Below are 19,539 nucleotides of genomic sequence, written 5' to 3' on the forward strand. Positions count from 1 at the left end.
GGGGTATTCCGTGTCCACAGAGCCGCGCGTTCTCGCGGGTAGGTACCGCGTCGACGAGCTCATCGGGCACGGCGGCATGGCGAAGGTCTACCGCGGATACGACTTGACGCTCGGTCGCGCCGTCGCGATCAAGATCCTCGACCCCGACCTGGCCCGTGACACGGCGTTCCGCACCCGGTTCCGTCTCGAGGCGCAGGCGGCGTCGCGCATGGCGCACCCGTCGATCGTGCGCGTCTTCGATGCCGGCGACCCCTCCTCGAGCGCGCATTCGACAGGCTCAGCGACCCAGGCGGATGAGGATCCGCCCTACATCGTGATGGAGCTCATCAGCGGAACCCTGCTGAAGGACATCATCGCCCGGGGACCCGTGCCCGTCGACGACGCCGTCCGCTACGTCGACGGCATCCTCGAAGCCCTCGACTACTCGCACCGGGCAGGCGTCGTGCACCGCGACATCAAGCCCGGCAACGTGATGGTCACCGACAAGGGCCAGGTCAAGGTGATGGACTTCGGCATCGCCCGAGCCGTCTCCGACTCCTCGTCGACGGTCGCCGAGACCACGCAGATCATCGGCACGGCCGCGTACTTCTCGCCCGAGCAGGCGAAGGGCGAGCCGGTCGACGCGCGCGCCGACCTGTACTCGACCGGTGTCGTCCTGTACGAGCTGCTCACGGGACGACAGCCGTTCCGCGGCGAGTCCCCCGTGGCCGTCGCCTACCAGCACGTCAGCGAGACGCCGGTCCCGCCGACCGAGGTCAACGAAGACGCACCGGGCGCACTCGACCCGATCGTCCTGCGAGCCCTCGCGAAGGATCCGTACCAGCGGTTCCCGGATGCCGCGCACTTCCGCACGGCACTGGACTCCGCGCTCACCGGGGCCGCTCCCACGCGCAAGCAGGTCGGCGCGCTGACCAGCGAGCTCTACGGTCCGAGCCCTCGCCAGGCGCAGGAGACGGCGCGCTCGCTGCGTCAGCTCAGCACTGACACGACGATGGCCCGCACGCAGTCCGGCCCTCCGGTCGCGTGGATCTGGGCCGGCGTCGCCCTGCTCGCCGTGCTGCTGGCCTCGGTGCTGTTCTGGGTCGTCACGATCAGCATGCGTCCTCCCGAGGTGCCCAGCTCCTCGAAGGTCGTCCCCGACCTCGTGAACGTCTCGTCCGAGCGGGCGCAGGACGACCTCGCGGCGCTCGATCTCACCTCGACCATCGTGATCGAGTCGAGCTCGGAGATCGCCGAGGGGAACGTCATCCGCACCGATCCGGAAGCCGGCGTCGCCGTCGAGGCGCGCACGGCCGTCACGCTCTACGTGTCATCCGGCGAGGATGTCGTCGTCGTCCCGCAGCTGGAGGGCATGGCGCTCACCGATGCGAAGAAGGCCCTGGCCGATGCGGGTCTCCAACTCGGCACGGTGGTGCAGCGCAACGACAAGGGCACGAAGGCCGACACCGTGATGATGGCCAGTCAGGCAGCCGACGCGGAGGTTCCTCCGGGGACCGTCGTCGACCTGGTCGTCGCGAGCGGGAAGGTCACGCTGACGGACCTCACCGGCTGGACGGTGGATGCCGCCTCGACGAACCTCACCGATCTCGGACTCACCCCCACGCCCGTGGAGGCGGCGGACTGCCCGGCCACGAAGCCGGCGACCGTCCATTCCATGTCGGTCGCACCGGGTGACGTGCCCATCGGCTCAGCGGTCGAACTCCGGTTCTGCACCGGACCGTAGGGCGTCGCACACGCCCTGGGTCCCGGAGCCTATCGAAGGTCCCTGAGCCTGTCGAAGGGCCTTGAGCCTGTCGAAGCGCGCTCGGCGCACGTCAGCGCGAGAGCGGATGCAGGTGTTCGGAGAGCGCCACGGCATCCGTGTCCCCGCACATCTCGAGCCAGTTCGCGAGGAGTCGGTAGCCGCCCTCGGTGAGCACGCTCTCGGGGTGGAACTGCACGCCGTGGATCGGGAGGTCGCGGTGTGCCAGACCCATCACGGTGCCGGTCTCCGTCCACGCGGTCACGACCACGTCGGCCGGAAGAGCGGATGCCGCGAGCGACAGCGAGTGGTAGCGCCCGGCGTCGAACGGAGAGGGGATGCCGGCGAAGAGCGCGGATCCGTCATGAGCCACGGCCGAGACCATGCCGTGCATGAGCTCCGGAGCCTCGGTCACCGCCGTGCCGAACACCTCGCCGATCGCCTGATGGCCGAGGCAGACGCCGAGCAGCGGCATCCGCAGGCGCATCGCCACGCGGACCGCATCCATCGAGGCCCCGGCGTCGGCGGGGGTGCCGGGCCCTGGCGAGAGCAGCACCGCATCGAATCCGGGGAGAAGCTGCTCGAGGGCGTCGGCATCCGTCGCATCCGACTCGATCATCGTGGTGTCGGCGCCCAGCTCGTGAAGGTACCCGACCAGGGTGTGCACGAAGCTGTCGTGGTTGTCGACCACGAGGACTCGCGTCATTCGACGTCGACCTCGCCCGGCGTGATGAGCGGGCTCACCCAGGGGAACACGTACCAGAACAGCCCGTAGAGCACGGCGGCGATCACGAAGAGCAGGATGATCACCCGCACCCACCAGGGACCGGGGAGCAGGCGCCAGAGTGCGGAGTACATCAGTCTTCTCCCTCGGAGGCGGCCATGGTCAGATCGACGGTGCGGCCGGGGGCGGCGGCGGGTCGGTGAGGGCAGGAGGCGGGCCTTCGGCCCGCGGCTGGAAGCTCTCGAACACCCCGTAGGCGACGATGCGCTCGGCGAGCGAGTACAGCGGGGAGCAGGCCGTGAGCGTGATGTACTGTTCGCCGGTCTGCTGCTCGGGCATCTGAGGCACGTCGGCCAGCACGTCGGTCTGGGTCGGCGTGACGTACTCGAGGTTCCGGAACCGGTAGGTGTACCAGCCGTCGGCCGTCTCGACGACGATCGCGTCGTTCAGCTGCAGCTTGTCGAGCTGGTTGAACGGCTTGCCCCAGGTGGTGCGGTGACCGGCCATCGAGAAGTTCCCGGCCTCGCCCGGCATCTTGGAGTTCTTGTAGACGCCGATCCCCAGCTGGTCGAGCGTGCCCGCTCTGCTGGTGCCGCCCCAGATCCCGAAGTTGTAGTCGGCACCGAAGCGCGGGATGTGCATCTGGGCGAACCACTCGCCGTCGGCCGGGGCCGCGGGGATCGGAGCCTGGTACACCGTCGCACCGTCGTCGGTCTCGATCAGCGGGGGCGGCTCGGGGGCCTCGCCCTGCGCGAGCTGCTGCGACATCGCGGCACCCTCGTCGTTCTTCTGCGCGCTGATGATGATGTCGCCGATCCACATCTGCCACGCGACGAACAGCAGCACGACGACGCCGGCGGTGAGCAGGAGCTCGCCGAGAACGCTCGCGAAGGTCGCGCGGGAGCGCGGGCGCTCGCGTCGCGGGCGTCGCCCCCCAGGCACGACGGATGCAGTCATGGCGCGATCTTATCGTCCGCAGCTGGCCGCCGGACGAAGGTCTGGGTGCGGGATAGGCGTCATGGGTAGAATGTCGGCATGGCACGTGAGCGTAAGACCGAAGAACCCGCCGTCGAGCGCGCCGAAGGCGAGGCAGCTCCCAACGCCGTGTGGTTCAAGCCGGTGATGATCGGCTTCATGCTGCTCGGCCTCGCATGGATCCTCGTGTTCTACATCTCCGGCATGCAGTTCCCGATCCCGGGACTCGACAACTGGAATCTGGCCATCGGCCTCGGCATCGCTCTCATCGGGTTCCTCATGACCACCCGCTGGCGCTGACCCGCCTCCGAGTTCTTCCGAATGGCCCCTCGCATCGCGAGGGGCCTTTCGTTTCCCCTGCCTCGAGTCGGCGTCGAATAAGGCGGCCACGTCCGACCGAAGGTCGCAGGCGGAATCCCGGGAGTGAGCATCGGGAGGGGCCCGCGAAGCGGGAGGGAACCCGCTCTGCGAACGAAGGGAATCCGTCTGCGACCGTCCCCCCAAGAAGTTATCCACAGCCTTGTGCACAGCCTGGGGAGAATTACACCGGTGTTATTCACAGGGTCGTTCACCCTGTCGACACGCGTGGATCAGGCCAGAAGGATCAGCGGCGGCACGAAGGCCACGACCACGATCAACAGCACCGTGACGGCGGCGAGCAGCACGATCTGCCAGACGCGCTGTTCTCGGCGCTTGGTGCGGGTGAAGATGAAGGCGATCAGCGCACCGATCACGAGCCCGCCGAGGTGCGCCTGCCAGGCGATGTTCTGCGAGAACACGAACCCGTAGACCAGGTTGATGCCGAGGATGACCAGGAGCCCGGTGACGTTGGCGCCGATGTGACGGCCGATGATCAGCAGCGCCGCCATGAGACCGAAGATCGCGCCGGACGCACCGACCGTCGACGTTCCCGGGGCGATGACCGCAACCGCGACGGACCCGCCCAGACCGCTGATCAGATACAGCGCGAGGAAGCGGGCGCGGCCGAGCATGGGCTCGAGGCTCTGCCCCAGCATCCACAGGGCGAGCATGTTCAGCGCCAGGTGGATGAAGCCGCCGTGCACGAACATCGCGGTCAGCAGCCGCCAGGGCTCGAAGGGCAGGGCGAAGAGGTTCGGATAGAGATACGGTGCGGCGAAGAGCAGGGTGCTGGTGATCTCACGCCCGATGCCGGGGATGAGCTGCACCAGGCCGATGAACGAGGTGACGGCGAGCAGGATGTAGGTGACGAGAGGCCTGCCGCTGCGGGCGAGCGTCATCGTCGTGCTGGAGCTCCTCGCGCCCCAGCGTCGCTGCGCGCGCTTCTGCGCGGGGGTGCGATTCTTCTGCTGCTCCTTCATGCACTCCGGGCAGATCACGCCGACGGGTGCCTGCGTCTGGCACTCGGGGCAGATCGTGCGGAGGCAGCGCTGGCAGAGCACGAAGCTCTGCCGACCCGGATGCCGGTAGCAGAAGTTGTCGCGGTTGTCCGCGAACTCAGGCGTCGTCATCCGGATCGGCCGCAGCTGTCGTCAGGCCGCGACGATGTCGATCGACTGCAGCACGACCGGCTCGATCGGGCGGTCGCCCGCCGCGGTCGGAACGGCGGCGATGGCGTCGACGACGGCCTTGGAGGCGTCATCCGCGACGGCGCCGAAGATCGTGTGCTTGCCCTGCAGCCACGGGGTCGGGTCGGTGGTGATGAAGAACTGCGAGCCGTTGGTGCCCTCGGGCTTGCCGGTGATGGCGTTGCGGCGGAGGCCGGCGTTCGCCATCGCGAGGATGTAGGGCTCGTTGAAGTCGAGCTCCATGTTGATCTCGTCGTCGAAGTTGTATCCGGGACCGCCGACGCCCTGTCCGAGCGGGTCGCCGCCCTGGATCATGAAGTTGGGGATGATGCGGTGGAAGATGACGTCCTTGTAGAGAGCGCCCTCGCCCGGCTTGCCGGTGGCGGGGTGCGTCCACTCCTGGGACCCGTCGGCCAGGCCGACGAAGTTCTTGACCGTCTTCGGAGCGTGGTCGCCGAAGAGGTTGATGACGATGTCACCGTGGTTGGTGTGCAGAGTTGCGACGTGGGAAGCGTGAGCCATGTGCCCATTCTCGCAGAGCTTCCGGTGAGTTCGCCCGTTCACGGCGCGCCCGCGGCGGGGCACGTACGCTACCGCTCGGCTCGTCCGTTGGCAAGGGGACGCAATTTCCCGACTCCCACCCAGCCTCGTCTGGCAAGATGGGGAACCCGCACTGCAATGGACAGGAGAACATCGTGAGCCTCAGCCGCAAGCGGAAGAAGGAACTGCGTCGTCTGCAGAAGGAAGCCACCCAGCTCTGGGAGTCGCAGCAGGTCGTCGTCGGCCACGCCGCAGACGTCGCCCGTGAGGCGAGCCGTCAGCTCGGCAGCCTCGGTCGCGAGCAGGTGCTCCCCGTCGTTCAGGACACGTACAACCGTCGCGTCGCCCCCGTCGTCGACCAGGGCGTGAAGATCGGCCGTCACGTCGTCGACGACAAGGTCGTCCCGATCGTCGGCGGTGTCGTCGGCAGCGCTCTCACCGCGTGGGACTACGCGAACGCCAAGCGTCACGGCGTCGCTGCCCCGGCACCCCGCGGAGCGTTCGGCAAGAAGCAGAAGTCGGGCCCCGGGCTCGGTTCGGTCGTCGCGATCATCCTCGGCGCCGCAGCCGCCGTCGGCGTGCTCTACGCCGCCTGGCAGGCACTCCGCGCCGACGACGAGCTCTGGGTCGCGGACGACCCGCTCTCCGCGCCGGACGCGTGACCTCGCCTGATCTCCCCTCCGTCGCCTCGGGTGCCGGAGGGGATCAGCATGCCCGGGTGCGGGATGCGGCGGCCGCTCGCGGCCTGACCATCGACATCCGCGAGCGGCCCGCGGCGAACAGCCTGTTCGAAGCCGCCGAGCTGCTCGGCATCGATCCGTCGGGGATCGTCAAGACCCTCGTGGTGAAGCGGTCGGACGACACGTACCTGTTCGCGCTGGTGCCCGGTGGTCGCTCGATCTCCTGGCCGAAGCTGCGCGCGCTGGTCGGCGTCAACAAGCTGCGCCTTCCCGAACCCGAGCTGGCCCTCGCAGCGACGGGCTACGAACGCGGGACGATCGTACCGATCGGCAGCACCACCGACTGGCCCGTGTACGCGGACGAGACGATCGTCGGTCAGCGCATCGCCATGGGTGCCGGCGCGCACGGCTTCAGCCTCTTCGTCGAGGCAGACGACCTGATCGCCGCCTACGGCGCGACGGTCGCCGACATCTCGGTGCCGGAAGAGCGCTGATCGCGGGGATGGGTCGCTGAGCGATCTTGGGTCGCGTCAGGGACCCAGAGCCGGGTCAGAGGATGCCGGCCATCCGCAGCGCGATGTCGACGAGCTTCACCCGCTGCAGTTCGGCGACCGCCTTCAGCGGGAACCACTCGGCCATGTCCGTGGACCCGTCGGCCTCGAAGGTGAGCTTCCCGCCGGTGACCTCGGCGCGGTAGACGATGCGCAGGGTGTGCAGGGGCACGGCGGCCTTGTGCACGCGCCGGCTGGCGGGGATCACCCGGGAGTGGATGCCGAGCAGCTCGCCGACCTTGACCGAGTAGCCGGTCTCTTCGCGGAGCTCTCGCCGCACGGCATCCTCCGGCGCCTCACCGGGCTCGAGCCCGCCGCCGGGCATCGTCCACGCCACGCGGCGGCCCTCGGTCCAGCGCGCGAGCAGCAGCCGGCCGTCGTCATCGGCGACGACCGCGTATGCCGCGACACGCAGGTCCATGCCACTCACCCTATCCGCCGCGTGAGACAGGGCCCGACCGTGAGTCGGACGACGAGGCGTCCGACTCACAGGATGCTCGGATCCGGGCTCAGAGCATCGCGGTCAGGACTCCGCTGTCTGCCCGCAGCGCGGCGCCGTTGGTCGCCGACGCACGAGGGCTCGCCAGGTACGTGACCATGTTCGCGATCTCGGCAGGCTCGATGAACCGCTCCAGCAGCGTGGTGCGGTTCTGCCCGATGATGGCCTGCTTCATGGCCTCGGCGGGCATCGCCTGCGCTTCGGCGACCGCCGCGACCGTGGCCGCCACGCCGTCGGAGTAGGTGGGTCCGCCGAGGACGGTGTTGACCGTGACCGCCGTGCCGCGGGTGAGCTTGGCGAGGCCGTTCCCCAGCGCGATCATCGCCGCCTTGGTGACGCCGTAGTGCACCATGTCCGCCGGCACGTTGACCCCGGACTCGCTGCTGAGGAAGATGATCCGTCCCCAGCCGCGCTCGATCATCCCGCCGAGCATCCGTCGGGAGAGCCGCACGCCGCTCATCACGTTGACGTCGAAGTACCGCTGCCACTCGTCATCGGCGACGGCGGCGAACTCGGCGAGGCCGAAGAGCCCCACGTTGTTGATCAGGATGTCGACATCGCCGACCGCGTCCATCAGCGCAGTCACCTCCTCGGGCTTCGAGAAGTCCGCTGCCACTCCCGACACGGTGGCCGTCGGGTGCTCGCCGCGCAGTCGTGCCACCGCGGCGTCGACCCGCGCCGCGTCGCGTCCGTTGATCGTGACCGCGACGCCCTCTGCGGCGAGCGCGGACGCGACCGCATAGCCGATCCCCTGACTCGAACCGCTGATGAACGCCGACTTCCCCTGCAGACCCATGTCCATGACCACTCCCGTTCCTCGATGCCCACGCATCGTCGTTTTACTTGCTTAGGAAAGTCAATATACGCCCGTTTCACTTGCTTACGCAAGTCAAACGGGCGTCATCGTCGTGTCAGCATCCCGTACGCTGGCGTCATGCCCCCGCAGCCGAGTCACCACTCCCTCAGCGCAGAGAACCTGCAGACCTGGTCGGCCGTCGCCACGCTCCTGGAGCGATTGCCCGTCGCGCTCGACGCGCAGCTGCAACGCGACAGCGGCCTCACCCACTTCGAGCACGGCATCCTCTTCGCCCTCGACTCCGCCCCGGAGCGCACACTGCGCCTGAGCACGCTCGCCGGATACGCGAACAGCACGCTCTCCCGCCTGTCGCGGGCGATCTCCCGACTCGAGGCCAAGGGACTCGTCCGGCGACAGGTCGACCCGACCGACGGCCGCTTCACTCTCGGCATCCTCACCGACGAGGGTCACGAGGCGATCGTGGAGTCGACACCGGGGCATCATGCCCTCGTGCAGCGACTGGTCTTCGACGCGCTCACCGCCGCCCAGGCCCGCCAGCTCGGCGAGGCGAGCCGGCGCATCTCCGCCGCCATCGGTCCGGACGCGACCTGGTCGCCGGAGACCTGAGGCCGCGGCGACCTGGACGATGCGCGAGGCGGCGAGCATCATGGACCCATGACCTTCGACGTCTCCGACGGCCCCCGCATCGAGCACCGGGATGCGGCACCCACCGTCGGCATCCGTCTGGTGACGCCGTTCCGCGGCATGCTCGGCGTCCGGGATCAGCTCCTGGCGGAGCTCGCCGCCTGGCTCACGGAGCGCGATCTGCACACGGACGGGCCCTTCTTCCTGCGACTCCACCACGTCGACATGGCCGCCGACATGGAGATCGAAGTCGGCGTCTTCGGCATCGATCACCCCGGTGACGGACGCGTGCGAGCGGGCACGCAGCCGCCCGGCGACTACGCCCTGCTCGCGTATCGCGGCAGCTCGCTCCAGGCCAATCGGATGCTGCTCGGATGGGTCGACGAGTCGACGCGGGACTTCGACGCCGACCCGTCGACCGGTGCGTGGGCCGGCCGTTTCGAGGTCCTCCGCACGGATCCCCGGATCGAGCCGCGGAAGACCGCCTGGACGACGGAGCTCGCCTTCCTCCTCGCCGAGGGGTGAGCGCGGGCGAGATCGATCACGAATCGAGAAGCGCGGCGACCGAGCGCGTCCGTAGCCTGGAACACATCGACGGAGCACGACGAGAGGAGCCGATCATGGCCGAGGACACGAAGAACTTCACCGCCGAAGAGCGCGAGGCCATGCAGGCCGCCGCGAAAGAGGCCAAGACCAAGCGCTCGCGGGCGAAGAAGACGCCCGAGGAGCAGCGCGCCGAAGGCGAGGCCGACCTCAAGGAGGCCATCGCCAAGCTGTCGGACGACTCCGACAAGAAGCTCGCGACGGGGCTGCACGAGCTTGTCTCCGAGGTCGCTCCCGACCTCGTGCCCCGCACCTACTACGGCATGCCGGCGTGGGGAAAGGACGGCAAGGTTCTGTGCTTCTTCCAGCCCGCGAGCAAGTTCAAGGTGCACTACGGCACGTTCGGCTTCGAACCGATCTCGAACCTCGACGACGGCACGATGTGGCCGACCGCGTACGCGCTGCTCGAGTTGACATCTGCGAACAGGAAGCTCCTCGCGGAGCGCATTCGTCTCGCGATCAGCTGACGTTCGCGGCCGCGGCTGGAAGCCCGGAGACAGGCGCGGCGGTGCGCAGTAGCGTGGACGCCGTGAGCACACCGCCCTTCCCCGCCTCCGTGTACGCCGCCCGACTCGAGCGGGCGGCGGCCCTCGCCGCAGCGGCCGGCCTCGACGCGATCATCGTCGGTCCCGGCCCCGATCTGCAGTATCTCGTCGGGGTCGAGGGCGACACGATCGAACGCCTCACCGCCCTGGTGATCGGAGCGGCCGCACCCACGGTCGTCGTCCCGCGGATGGAGCTCGCGAAGGTGCGCTCGACCGCGGTCGGCGAGCTCGGCCTCGCGGTCGCAGACTGGGTCGACGGCGAGAACCCCTACGACCTGGTCGCCGCGGCCGTCGGAGAGGCCTCCCGGATCGGCGTCTCGGACGCCCTCCCGGCGCTGCACGTCATCCCGCTCGGCACGCGCCTCGGTCTGACGCTCGAGCTCGCGACCCCGGTGCTGCGCGAGAGCCGCATGATCAAGGATGCGACGGAGATCGCGGAGCTCCGTCGCGCCGGCCGGGCGATCGACGCCGTGCATCGGCGGGTGCCCGAGTGGCTGCGCGCCGGTCGCACCGAGCGGGAGGTCGCCGCCGACATCGCGGAGGCGATCGTGGCCGAGGGCCATCGCACGGTCGAGTTCGTGATCGTCGGCTCCGGCCCGAACGGTGCGGATCCGCACCACGAGGTGTCGGATCGTGTGATCGACGACGGCGACATCGTGGTGGTCGACATCGGCGGTGCCGTGCCGAGCGGGTACAACTCCGACAGCACCCGCACCTACGTCGTGGGCACGCCCGACCCCGCCGCTGCCGAGCGCATCGCGGTACTCGTGCGCGCGCAGCAGGCGGCCGTCGATGCGGTCCGCCCCGGCGCGACGGCATCCGAGGTGGACGCCGCCGCCCGAGGCGTCCTGGCGCAGGCCGGTCTCGGAGACGCGTTCCTGCACCGCACGGGTCACGGCATCGGCGTCTCGGTGCACGAGGAGCCGTACATCGCCCCCGGCAACGACCTGGAGCTGCGCGAGGGCATGGCCTTCAGCATCGAACCCGGCATCTACTTCGCGGGCTCGTGGGGCGCCCGTATCGAGGACATCGTCGTCGTGACAGCGGACGGCTGCGAGCGCCTCAACGTCGCACCGCACACGTTGACCTCGGTGTGACGAAATATTGGCCTGAGTCCAGAAATACCCTAGGAAGGATGTATGACATCCTTCTCGAGATTCGGATCCGCCGCGCTCGGCGTGGTGGCCCTCGCCGCCGCCGGCCTGTTCATCGCACCGGCGCCCCCGGCATCCGCCCATGGCTACGTCGGCGGCACGTCGTCGCTCATCGCCCGGGCCGCCTGGTCGGCCAACGCCGATCGCGGTGCGGTGCAGTACGAGCCGCAGAGCCTCGAAGCCCCGAAGGGCTTCCCCGCCGCCGGTCCGGTCGACGGGAAGCTTGCCTCGGCCGGGGGCCTGTTCGGCGGCGACCTCGACGAGCAGTCGGCGACCCGATGGGCCAAGAACCTCGTCCAGCCGGGTCCTGTCCAGGTGGCATGGTCCCTGACCGCCGCGCATCGGACCGCCGAATGGCGCTACTTCATCACGAAGCAGGGATGGGACCCCAATGACCCGCTGGAGCGCGACGACCTCGAGCTGCTGACCAGCTTCGACGGTGGCGGCGGCATCCCGACCGTGCCGACCGTGCACACGCTGAACATCCCGGCGGACCACACCGGCTACCACGTGATCTACGCCGTCTGGGACATCGCCGACACGCAGAACGCCTTCTACAACACGATCGACATCGACGTGCGCGGCGGGGGAGCGGTCGACCCCGTCGACCCCGTGGACCCCGTCGATCCGGTCGACCCCGTGGACCCGGTCGACCCGTCGGCTCCGGCCGCGCCGGGTGGGCTGCACACCATGGATCGCACGGCGACCACCGTAGACCTCATGTGGTCGGCGGCCGCCGGTGCGGACGAGTACCGCATCGAGCGATCGCTCGACGGCGTGAGCTTCACCGCCGTCGGCACCACCGCGTCGACGAGCTTCCTCGACAGCGGCCTCACCGCCGCGACGACCTACCGCTACCGCGTCGTGGCCGTGTCCGACGCCGGGGAGACCGCGAGCTCGGTGCTCACCGCGACGACGGATGCCGAAGAGCCCACCGGCCCTGTCGACGGCATCCCGGAATGGTCGGCGACGGCCGCGTACACGCGCGGCGATCTCGTCCAGCATCTCGGCGTCGTCTACCGCGCCGTCCAGTCGCACCGCGGCTGGGGCGACGAGACCTGGATCACCGCCCTGTCGCTCTGGGAGCCGACGACGGCTCCCGCCGCAGGCCACGCCCACTGACGGCTCAGATCGCAGAGCGGCAGCGATTCCGCGGACGGATGCCTGTCGTATCGCGACCGGAACGAGAAAGCCACCGCCCTCCCGGAGAACTCCGGGAGGGCGGTGACGTGGGGCCTGTGAGGGTCAGGCCTCCGTACGCCGCCGACGGACCACCAGGATGCCTCCGGCTGCGAGCAGCACGAGCAACAGGGTGATGAGCGAGAGGGGGATCGCCCCACCCGTTCCTGCGAGTCCGCCGCCGTCGCCTGCGGCCGCTGTCACCTGCAGCGCGACGCGGGCGCTCAGGCCCGAGTCCGCGCCTTCGGCGACGAGCGTGTGCGCACCCGCCGGAGCGGATGCCGGCACGGTCACGGCGATGCGGAAGGCACCGGTCCCGTCAGCGGTCACCTGACCGAGACGGATCGGGTCGGAGTGGAGAGTGACCGTGACGGTCTCACCCGCTGCGAAGCCGCGGCCGGTGATCTCCAGACTCCCACCCTGCACGACGCTGCTCTGCCCGATCACGAGCTCGGCGTCCAGCACCGGGGTGCTGCGCACCTCGATCGTGAGCGGCTCCGACTCGGAACCCGCCCACTCCTTCGGGTCGGACGGCACGAACCGGGCGACGAACGTGTGCGCTCCCGACGTGGCGACCAGCACATCGGCCGTCGCCTCACCGCCCGTGACCGTGGCCGAACCGACGACGACGCCGGCCTCGAGGAACTCGACCGTGCCCTCCGCCTTCTTCGGCTTCACGCTCGCGGTCAGCGCGACCGACTCGCCGGCGACCGGGTCGTCGGATCCTGCCGTCAGCTTCACGTTCGTGTGCTGCGGCGCCGGGGTGTCGCTCGTGACCCGGATCGACGCCCTGGCCTCGATCTTCGAGACGTCTCCGATCGCGACCACGGGGTGATCACCGTCGACGGCCTTCTTCGGAACCTGGATCTCGGCGCTGATGGCACCGGCATCCGTGGCCGTCACGACGACCGGCTCCTCGTCGTCGATGCGGATCGAGACGCTCTCGCCACCGGCGAAGCCCGTGCCCGTGACCGAGACCTCGTCGCCGGGGCGTGCTTCCGCCGGCACCGTGATCTGCGGGTCGTACTGCGGCTCGGGTTCGGTGACGACGACCTCGAGCGCGGCATCCGCCGACTTCACGCCGTCGTCCGCCGTGATCGTCACCGTGAAGGTGCCGGCCGTGGCGTACGTGTGGCCCGCCTTCACGGCGCCCTCTGCGACATCGACCGCGGTGACGGGAGACCCGTCGCCCCAGTTGACGACCGCGGTGACGTCGCCGGTGCCGCCGGTGACGGTCGCCAGCGTCGCGTCGAACTCCTCGCCGGCGATCTGACCGGGCACACTGCCGGCCTCGACGCTCAGCGGGGCGGCCGCCGCCCTGTCGCCGTCCGAGGCGAACGCGAACAGATGCACCCGTCCGTCGTTCAGCTCACCGGGCTCCTGCGGCATGGTCAGCGACTCGACGACCTTCGGCGCACCGGCGCCGTCGACGTCGAGCGCGATCGGGGCCGTCGCGTAGATCGCGGTGTTCTTGGCGCCCCCGCCCTCGGCGCCGGTCCCGGAGAGGCGACCCTCCGAGATCGTCAGCACCGTGTTGTTCTTGTAGGGGTTGCCGGATGCACCGACCCAGTCGCCCAGGCTGATCGTCACCGTCTGCGTGCTGCCGTCGGTGAAGTGCAGCGTGGCCTCGGAGTCGCGGTTGCTCTCGGTCGCTGTGCCGATGAAGGAGAGCTGCGTCGCCCCGGTGCCCAGCGAGAGCTTGACGGTCTGACCCTCGCCGGTGATGTTGTCGGGCGCGCCCGCCGCCACCGCCGGAAGGTCGTAGGTCAGCTCCGTGCCGGGGATCGTGAGGGTCTGGCCCTGCACGAATCCGTCGGCCGCCAGCTTGTCGCGGTAGTAGCCGTGGCCCTGCGAGTCGCAGTTCGCCGCGGTCAGACCGAGGTCGCCGATGCAGACGTTGTTGAAGGCACCCACGAAGGTCTCGTCGCGGAAGGCCGTGACGGTCGCCGTGGCCTGCGCCACCGCACCCGCCGAGTCGCGCACCGTGATCGTCGCCGAGTAGGTCCCCGGAGCGGTGAAGGTGTGCGGAGCGCTCACCTTCCAGCCGCCGAGGTCGTCTCTGGTGAGCTGCGCGTCGGCCTGCTCCTCACCGTCGCCGTAGTCGACCGTGACGGTGTAGCCGCTGGCATCCGTCTCCGTTCCGACGATCGTCGCGAGCTGACCGGCGAACTCGGTGCCGACGGCGACCCGCTGCGCGGGGCCGGCCGCGATCGAGAGGCCGTCGGCCGCCGAGGCGGAGGCGAACAGCTCGACTTCCGACAGACCGAGCGTCGCACTCGCACCCTGCAGGGTGAGCCTGATGCTCGTGTAGCCGTCGTCGTTCTTCGCCGTGAAGGGGCGGGTCTGAGTGTCCCAGGCGAACGCCTGGCCGTCTCGGCTGTCGAGTTCGGTCCAGGTCGTGCCGTCCATCGACCCCTCGAGCGTCCAGCTCGACGGGGCATCGGCCTTCGCCGCGCTCGTCAGCGTGTACTGCCCGATCGACACCGGACCGGACTGCGAGGTCCACACGAGCTCTGCGGTGTCACCCGAGAACGTCACCTTCGAGTTCATGTTGTCGTCGACGAGGGAGGCGACGGACGTGCCGTCGCTCGCCGCGAGTGTTCCGCGGCCGGGCTTCGTGGCGTCCACCAGCGTCGTGGGCACCTCGAGCTGCTCGCCGAGGTCCTTGGCACCCCAGGCCGAGGGAGTGGCGCTCATCGTGAAGTCGAGCGTTCCCCCTTCGCGAACCAGGTCGCCGTCGAACGTGGTCTCGGAGATCGCCTCGCCGTTGATGCTGACACCGGCGACGTAGTCCTGACCCTCGGAAGCACCGGGAGCGTTGATCACCAGTTCCTTGTCGCCGATCGAGAGCGTCGCGCTGTCGAACAGCGGCGTGCCGACCGTGTAGTCGCCGGAGCCGACCTCGAGCGGGTAGAACCCGAGTGCCGAGAAGACGTACCAGGCCGAGAACTCGCCGTTGTCCTCATCGCCCGGGTAGCCCTGGCCGATGTCGGAGCCCACGAAGAGCCGGTCCTGGATGTCGCGGATCAGCTCCTGCGCCCCGGACGGGTCGCCGGCTTCGGCGAGCACGTAGGGGATGTGATGCGCGATCTGGTTCGACATGCCGAGCATCCCGAGACGGACGTCACGCGCTTCGCGTGCCTCGTGGATGCCGGAGTAGTCGGCCTTCTCGCGAACCGTGAGGAACTCGTGCATCTCGTCGACCAGTCCCTGGCGCCCGCCGTACAGAGCGGCCAGTCCGTCGACGTCGTGCGGAGCGTGGAAACCGAAGGTCCAGGCGCTCGCCTCGGTGAAGGCACCACCCCAGGCCTTGCGGTCGAAGTCCGCACCCGAGGTCCAGGAGCCATCGGCGTTGCGCGAGGTGAACGTGCCCGCTTCCGGGTTGTACATCTCGACGTAGTGCTCGGCACGCGCCTCGAAGTAGGTCGCCTCCTCCTTCAACTGCTCGACGCGCTCGGCCGGGGTCTTCGGGTCCTCGGAGAGGGCCTTCGCCATCTCGGCGATGCCGAAGTCGTTGATGTAGCCCTCCAGACCCCACGACGCGCTCTCGTGCGTCGTCGCCTCGGTGTAACCGAGGAAGATCGACTGTCCGAGGCCCTTGCGTCCGACGGCGTTCGACGCCGGGAGCACGGTCGCGTTCTTCACGGCCGCGTCATAGGCCTCGAGCGCCGTGTCGGTGCTGAGCGCACCGGCCAGATACGCCTCGGCGAACGCGACGTCGGAGCTGGTTCCGGTCATCAGGTCGGCGTAGCCGGGGGATGACCACCGCGCGACCCAGCCGCCGTCGCGGTACTGCTGCACGAAGCCGTCGACGAGTTCTTCCGTGACATCGGGGTAGAGCAGCGAGTACAGCGGCCAGGCCGTGCGATACGTGTCCCAGAATCCGTTGTTGACGTAGATCTTGCCGTCGACGATCTTGGCGTTCGTCTGGGTGTCTGTCGCCGATCCGCTCGTCGCCGAGACAGGGCTGGCGTACTTGTAGACCGGGTCTGCCTCGGTGCCCATGTTCTCGAACTGCGAGTTCGGGTAAAGGTTGAGGCGGTACAGGCTCGAGTAGAGGGTCACGAGCTGGGTGTCGGTGGCGCCCTTCACGTCGTGCACGACGCTGAGCCGCTCGTTCCAGGCGTCGCGCACGTCGGCGTGCGCCTGGTCGAACGAGACGCCCTCGAGCTCGAACGCATGGTTGGTCCGCGCCTGATCCTGCGAGATGAACGACGACGACAGCCGCAGCTCGACCGTGCGGTCGGTGGCCGTGTCGAAGGCGGCGAAGCGGGCGGAGCCGTTGCGGTCTCCGCGCGTGGTCGCGCCCGCGTTCGCAGGCTGACGGTCGAAGGTGCCGTACACGTACATGCGCGTGCGTCCGGGCCAGCCGGAGCCGCCGTCGACCCATCCGGTGACCGTGTCGCCCGAGATCGTCAGCTTCGACGAGTCGACCAGCTGGTCGATCAGCACCGAGCTCGCGTCGCCGGTGAACTCGAACCGGTAGATCGCGCCGTGATCGGTGGCGGTGACCTCGGTGCGGATGCCGTTGTCGAACTCGACACCGTAGATGTCCGGCCGCGCGGTCTCGTTCTCGTGGTGGAACGTCAGCTTGCGGTCGTTGAGAGACGAGGTCGGGTCGGCGTTGGCCGCAGGCATCACCGCGATCTGGTTGCGGTCGCCCATCCAGATGCTCGGCTGGTGCGAGAGTCCGATGCCGTTGAGCGCCGGCAGGTTCTGCGCGTTGTTCGCCCGCTGGTACTGGTAGATCGTGCCGACGTTGTCGGCGTTGGTCATCGGCGTGATGAAGTTGAAGCCGTTCGGCCAGGCGGTCGCGGGCAGGTTGTTGCCGCGAGAGAATCCGCCGGTCGAGTTCGTGCCGCGACGGGTGTCGACGTAGGAGACGAGGCCGTCGGACGTGTCGAGCTCTTCGGCCGCGCCGATCGCGATGTCGTCGAGCCAGCCGGTGAAGGCGGTCGCGCCGGTCGGCACCTCGACGCCCTTGACCTCGGCGCCCGGGTGGTCGTAGCGGAACAGGATGTCGTCGACGGTCCGACCGGCGAACGAGCCGAGGTCGACCGTGACCTTGTTCCACTGGTTCGGCCACAGCACGTTGGACTGGCCCTGCTGACGGGCGTTCGCGCCGTAGCCGTAGGAGTCGACGGCTCCGCCGGCGGAGAGCGTCGTCCCGTCGTCGAACAGCAGATCGACGGCCACGAAGGTCGCGGCGTACGTCTGCTCGCCGTCGAGAACCGGGAAGACGAGGTACGAGAGCTCGCTGTCCTGCTCGACCGTGACGTCGGCGGCGTCGTAGAGCACGCTCGTGGACGAGGCGGGACCGGCATCGAGGTGGCGGCCGGTGTACTGCAGGGCCTTGGTGCCGGAGAAGCCGACGCCGGTCTTGGCCGTGTCGGAGCTCGTCGGGCCGTTCCCGATCTGCAGCATCAGGTCGGCGGGCTCCGGAGTCGCGCCGTCGACGGCGATCGGCTCCCAACCCGCGAGCTGCACGATGTTCTTGCTCGGGTTCTTCGTGGCGAGCACGTCGAGGCGGTAGTAGACGAAAGCGTCGCTCGGCGCCGCGAGGGTGAAGGAGCGCGTCTCGCCGCGGCCGGAGAACAGCTCGCCGGACCGCTCGTCGACGGTCACCCAGTCGGTGCCGTTGTTCGATCCCTGGACGCGGAAGTCCTTCGGGTCGCGGTCGGGCTCGTCATTGCCGGACGTGAGCGTGTAGCGGACCATCGGCTGCGGGGCGGAGAGCTGGTACTGCACCCACGCGGCGTTCTTGAAGGCGAGCCACTTGGTTCCGGCGTTGCCGTCGGCGAGGAACGCCGCGCCTTCGTTGGGAGTGTTCTGATCGGATGCCGTCACGGCGGTGACCGCGCCGAGCACACTGCCCGGGACGAAGCGGCTGCCCGTGACGTTGACCGCCTCACCGGTGCCGGCGAGCACGGGCGCTGCGTCATCCGTCTCGAACGACGAGGCGAACGCGGTCGGGCCGGCGGCGGTGGCCTGCATCGGCGTCAGCAGCGCCGCGGTGACCGCGACGGCGATGCCGGCCGCGGCCCATGATCGGCGCGCGGGTCGTGCATGAACGGGGCTGGGGACCCTCATGATTGCTCCTCGAAACTTCACTGCTCTGTGTCGTTCGTCTGCCGTGGATCGCGTCGCGAGGCGGCTGGACGGTTTATGACACCGCTGTCATATAATGAGGACGCTATCACAGCGCCGGTGATGTGTGGAAGATGCATCTCGCATCCGCCGACCGTCATAATGAGCTATCCGCCGCCCGGGCGGCAGGGGGACGCATGACCACACCAGAGGACCAGGCCGTCGTGCCGCGTCCGACGCTCGCGCAGGTCGCAGCCCGCGCCGGGGTGAGCCTGAAGACGGCCTCGCGCGCGCTCGGCGGAGAGTCGTACGTGAGCGAGAAGACCCTCGCCAGCGTGCTGGCCGCCGCCACCGAACTCGACTATCAGCGCAACGCCGCAGCGAGCCTGCTCGCGAGCGGGCGCCTGGCCGACTCGATCGGCCTGATCACCGGAGACTTCACCAACCCGTTCTACTCCGCCCTCGCACAGGCGATCGAGGACGAGATCCGCCCGCACGGGATGCATCTCTCCGTCGCGAACTCCCGGGAATCCGCCGAGCAGGAGCAACGGGTCGCGCACGACCTCGCCGACCGGCAGACCAAGGCCGTCATCACGGTCTCGGCCACACAGGACCACGCCGACTACGCGCAGCTCCAGGCCCGCGGCATCCCCGTCGTCTTCGTCGATCGCCCCGCCGAGAACGTCGAGGCCGACTCCGTCGTGTTCGACAACCGCGAGGGCGGGCGTCTCGCCGCTCGCCACCTGATCGACGCGGGCCACCGCCGCATCGCCTTCATCGGCGACTACGCCTGGCTCCCGACCTACCGCGAGCGCCTGGCGGGCATGGGCGACGTCCTCGACAGCACGGATGCCGACTGGCGCGACCTCCTGCGGACCGACGCGCACGACATCGCCTCCTCACGCGCGTGCATGCGCGACCTGCTCGCCCTCGCGGACCCGCCGACCGCGGTCGTCGCGGGGAACAACCGGATCCTCCTGGGTGTGATGGAGGAGATCGCGGAGTCCTTCTCCCCGTCGCCCGCGGTGATCGGGTTCGACGAACCGGAATGGGCGCAGGTGCTCGGCATCAGCGCGGTGACCGGAGACGTCGAGGCCCTCGGACGCCAAGCCGCCCGGCTGGCCGTTGCCCGCCTCGGCGATCGCACCCGGAGCTTCGAGAACGTGGTGCTGCCGATGCGGCTCATCGCGCGGCGTTCCACGGCATCCGGCGAGCGCTGACGCCCGCTTCGAGAGGATTCGGGCGCTTCGGAAGGGTGTCTCCCCGGCATCCG

General features: G+C 69.2%; 18 protein-coding genes. 10 read left to right on the plus strand and 8 right to left on the minus strand.

The window, feature by feature from the left end; genetic code table 11:
- Positions 1 to 10: 10 nt before the first annotated feature.
- Positions 11 to 1,723, plus strand: coding sequence for a Stk1 family PASTA domain-containing Ser/Thr kinase (gene pknB, locus LBN7_RS09485; RefSeq protein ID WP_407361655.1), 1,713 nt, complete (start codon positions 11 to 13; stop codon positions 1,721 to 1,723).
- A 91-nt stretch (positions 1,724 to 1,814) separates the two neighbouring features.
- Here pknB and LBN7_RS09490 read toward each other — a convergent pair whose 3' ends face one another.
- From LBN7_RS09490 to LBN7_RS09500, 3 genes are read right to left on the minus strand one after another with little or no spacing between them, the layout of a single operon-like run.
- Positions 1,815 to 2,447, minus strand: coding sequence for an anthranilate synthase component II (locus tag LBN7_RS09490; protein WP_407361656.1), 633 nt, complete (start codon positions 2,445 to 2,447; stop codon positions 1,815 to 1,817).
- Positions 2,444 to 2,599, minus strand: a complete 156-nt coding sequence (locus LBN7_RS09495) for a hypothetical protein (RefSeq protein WP_407361657.1) — start codon at positions 2,597 to 2,599, stop codon at positions 2,444 to 2,446. The genes LBN7_RS09490 and LBN7_RS09495 overlap by 4 nt, the downstream gene beginning before the upstream one ends.
- Positions 2,600 to 2,627: 28 nt before the next feature.
- Positions 2,628 to 3,422, minus strand: coding sequence for a class E sortase (locus tag LBN7_RS09500; protein WP_116633318.1), 795 nt, complete (start codon positions 3,420 to 3,422; stop codon positions 2,628 to 2,630).
- Between the two features lie 78 nt (positions 3,423 to 3,500).
- On the opposite strand from LBN7_RS09500, the gene LBN7_RS09505 reads away from it, so the two are divergent.
- A complete protein-coding gene (locus tag LBN7_RS09505) occupies positions 3,501 to 3,740 on the plus strand; it encodes a cell division protein CrgA (protein WP_116633319.1) in 240 nt (79 codons plus the stop codon).
- Between the two features lie 290 nt (positions 3,741 to 4,030).
- Here LBN7_RS09505 and LBN7_RS09510 read toward each other — a convergent pair whose 3' ends face one another.
- Together LBN7_RS09510 and LBN7_RS09515 are read right to left on the minus strand one after the other, a co-directional pair.
- The gene (locus LBN7_RS09510; RefSeq protein ID WP_407361658.1) at positions 4,031 to 4,930 is read right to left on the minus strand and encodes a rhomboid family intramembrane serine protease; all 900 of its coding nucleotides are present in this window, start codon (positions 4,928 to 4,930) and stop codon (positions 4,031 to 4,033) included.
- Between the two features lie 21 nt (positions 4,931 to 4,951).
- The gene (locus LBN7_RS09515; RefSeq protein ID WP_116633321.1) at positions 4,952 to 5,509 is read right to left on the minus strand and encodes a peptidylprolyl isomerase; all 558 of its coding nucleotides are present in this window, start codon (positions 5,507 to 5,509) and stop codon (positions 4,952 to 4,954) included.
- 173 nt (positions 5,510 to 5,682) lie between these two features.
- Here LBN7_RS09515 and LBN7_RS09520 point away from each other — a divergent pair, with 173 nt between their 5' ends.
- Together LBN7_RS09520 and LBN7_RS09525 are read left to right on the plus strand one after the other, a co-directional pair.
- Positions 5,683 to 6,189 carry a DNA helicase gene (locus LBN7_RS09520; protein ID WP_116633322.1) on the plus strand — a complete coding sequence of 169 codons (507 nt, stop codon included), beginning with the start codon at positions 5,683 to 5,685 and terminating at the stop codon, positions 6,187 to 6,189.
- A gap of 56 nt (positions 6,190 to 6,245) precedes the next feature.
- Positions 6,246 to 6,701: an aminoacyl-tRNA deacylase gene (locus tag LBN7_RS09525; protein ID WP_207769890.1), complete on the plus strand. Its 456-nt coding sequence runs from the start codon at positions 6,246 to 6,248 to the stop codon at positions 6,699 to 6,701.
- A gap of 55 nt (positions 6,702 to 6,756) precedes the next feature.
- Here LBN7_RS09525 and LBN7_RS09530 read toward each other — a convergent pair whose 3' ends face one another.
- Together LBN7_RS09530 and LBN7_RS09535 are read right to left on the minus strand one after the other, a co-directional pair.
- Positions 6,757 to 7,179 (minus strand): NUDIX hydrolase, encoded by a 423-nt coding sequence (locus tag LBN7_RS09530; protein WP_407361659.1) that lies wholly within the window; start codon positions 7,177 to 7,179, stop codon positions 6,757 to 6,759.
- Positions 7,180 to 7,267: 88 nt separating this feature from the next.
- Complete coding sequence (locus LBN7_RS09535; RefSeq protein WP_407361712.1) at positions 7,268 to 8,059, minus strand: SDR family NAD(P)-dependent oxidoreductase; 792 nt, start codon at positions 8,057 to 8,059, stop codon at positions 7,268 to 7,270.
- 132 nt (positions 8,060 to 8,191) lie between these two features.
- On the opposite strand from LBN7_RS09535, the gene LBN7_RS09540 reads away from it, so the two are divergent.
- The 5 genes from LBN7_RS09540 to LBN7_RS09560 all read left to right on the plus strand — a co-directional run bounded on the left by LBN7_RS09540 (position 8,192) and on the right by LBN7_RS09560 (position 12,122).
- Positions 8,192 to 8,680 (plus strand): MarR family winged helix-turn-helix transcriptional regulator, encoded by a 489-nt coding sequence (locus LBN7_RS09540; protein ID WP_116633325.1) that lies wholly within the window; start codon positions 8,192 to 8,194, stop codon positions 8,678 to 8,680.
- A 48-nt stretch (positions 8,681 to 8,728) separates the two neighbouring features.
- A complete protein-coding gene (locus LBN7_RS09545; RefSeq protein ID WP_116633326.1) occupies positions 8,729 to 9,223 on the plus strand; it encodes a hypothetical protein in 495 nt (164 codons plus the stop codon).
- A gap of 95 nt (positions 9,224 to 9,318) precedes the next feature.
- A complete protein-coding gene (locus LBN7_RS09550; protein WP_407361660.1) occupies positions 9,319 to 9,768 on the plus strand; it encodes a hypothetical protein in 450 nt (149 codons plus the stop codon).
- A gap of 62 nt (positions 9,769 to 9,830) precedes the next feature.
- Positions 9,831 to 10,943: a Xaa-Pro peptidase family protein gene (locus LBN7_RS09555; protein ID WP_116633970.1), complete on the plus strand. Its 1,113-nt coding sequence runs from the start codon at positions 9,831 to 9,833 to the stop codon at positions 10,941 to 10,943.
- Positions 10,944 to 10,985: 42 nt separating this feature from the next.
- The gene (locus tag LBN7_RS09560; protein ID WP_407361661.1) at positions 10,986 to 12,122 is read left to right on the plus strand and encodes a lytic polysaccharide monooxygenase; all 1,137 of its coding nucleotides are present in this window, start codon (positions 10,986 to 10,988) and stop codon (positions 12,120 to 12,122) included.
- A gap of 123 nt (positions 12,123 to 12,245) precedes the next feature.
- Here the strand turns inward: LBN7_RS09560 and LBN7_RS09565 are convergent, their stop codons facing one another.
- The gene (locus tag LBN7_RS09565) at positions 12,246 to 18,269 is read right to left on the minus strand and encodes a GH92 family glycosyl hydrolase (protein WP_407361662.1); all 6,024 of its coding nucleotides are present in this window, start codon (positions 18,267 to 18,269) and stop codon (positions 12,246 to 12,248) included.
- Positions 18,270 to 18,463: 194 nt separating this feature from the next.
- Between LBN7_RS09565 and LBN7_RS09570 the strand changes: the two genes are divergently transcribed.
- Complete coding sequence (locus LBN7_RS09570) at positions 18,464 to 19,486, plus strand: LacI family DNA-binding transcriptional regulator (RefSeq protein ID WP_407361663.1); 1,023 nt, start codon at positions 18,464 to 18,466, stop codon at positions 19,484 to 19,486.
- Positions 19,487 to 19,539: the final 53 nt, after the last annotated feature.

Source organism: Microbacterium sp. LBN7 (assembly GCF_045690345.1).
Taxonomy (GTDB): Bacteria; Actinomycetota; Actinomycetes; order Actinomycetales; family Microbacteriaceae; genus Microbacterium.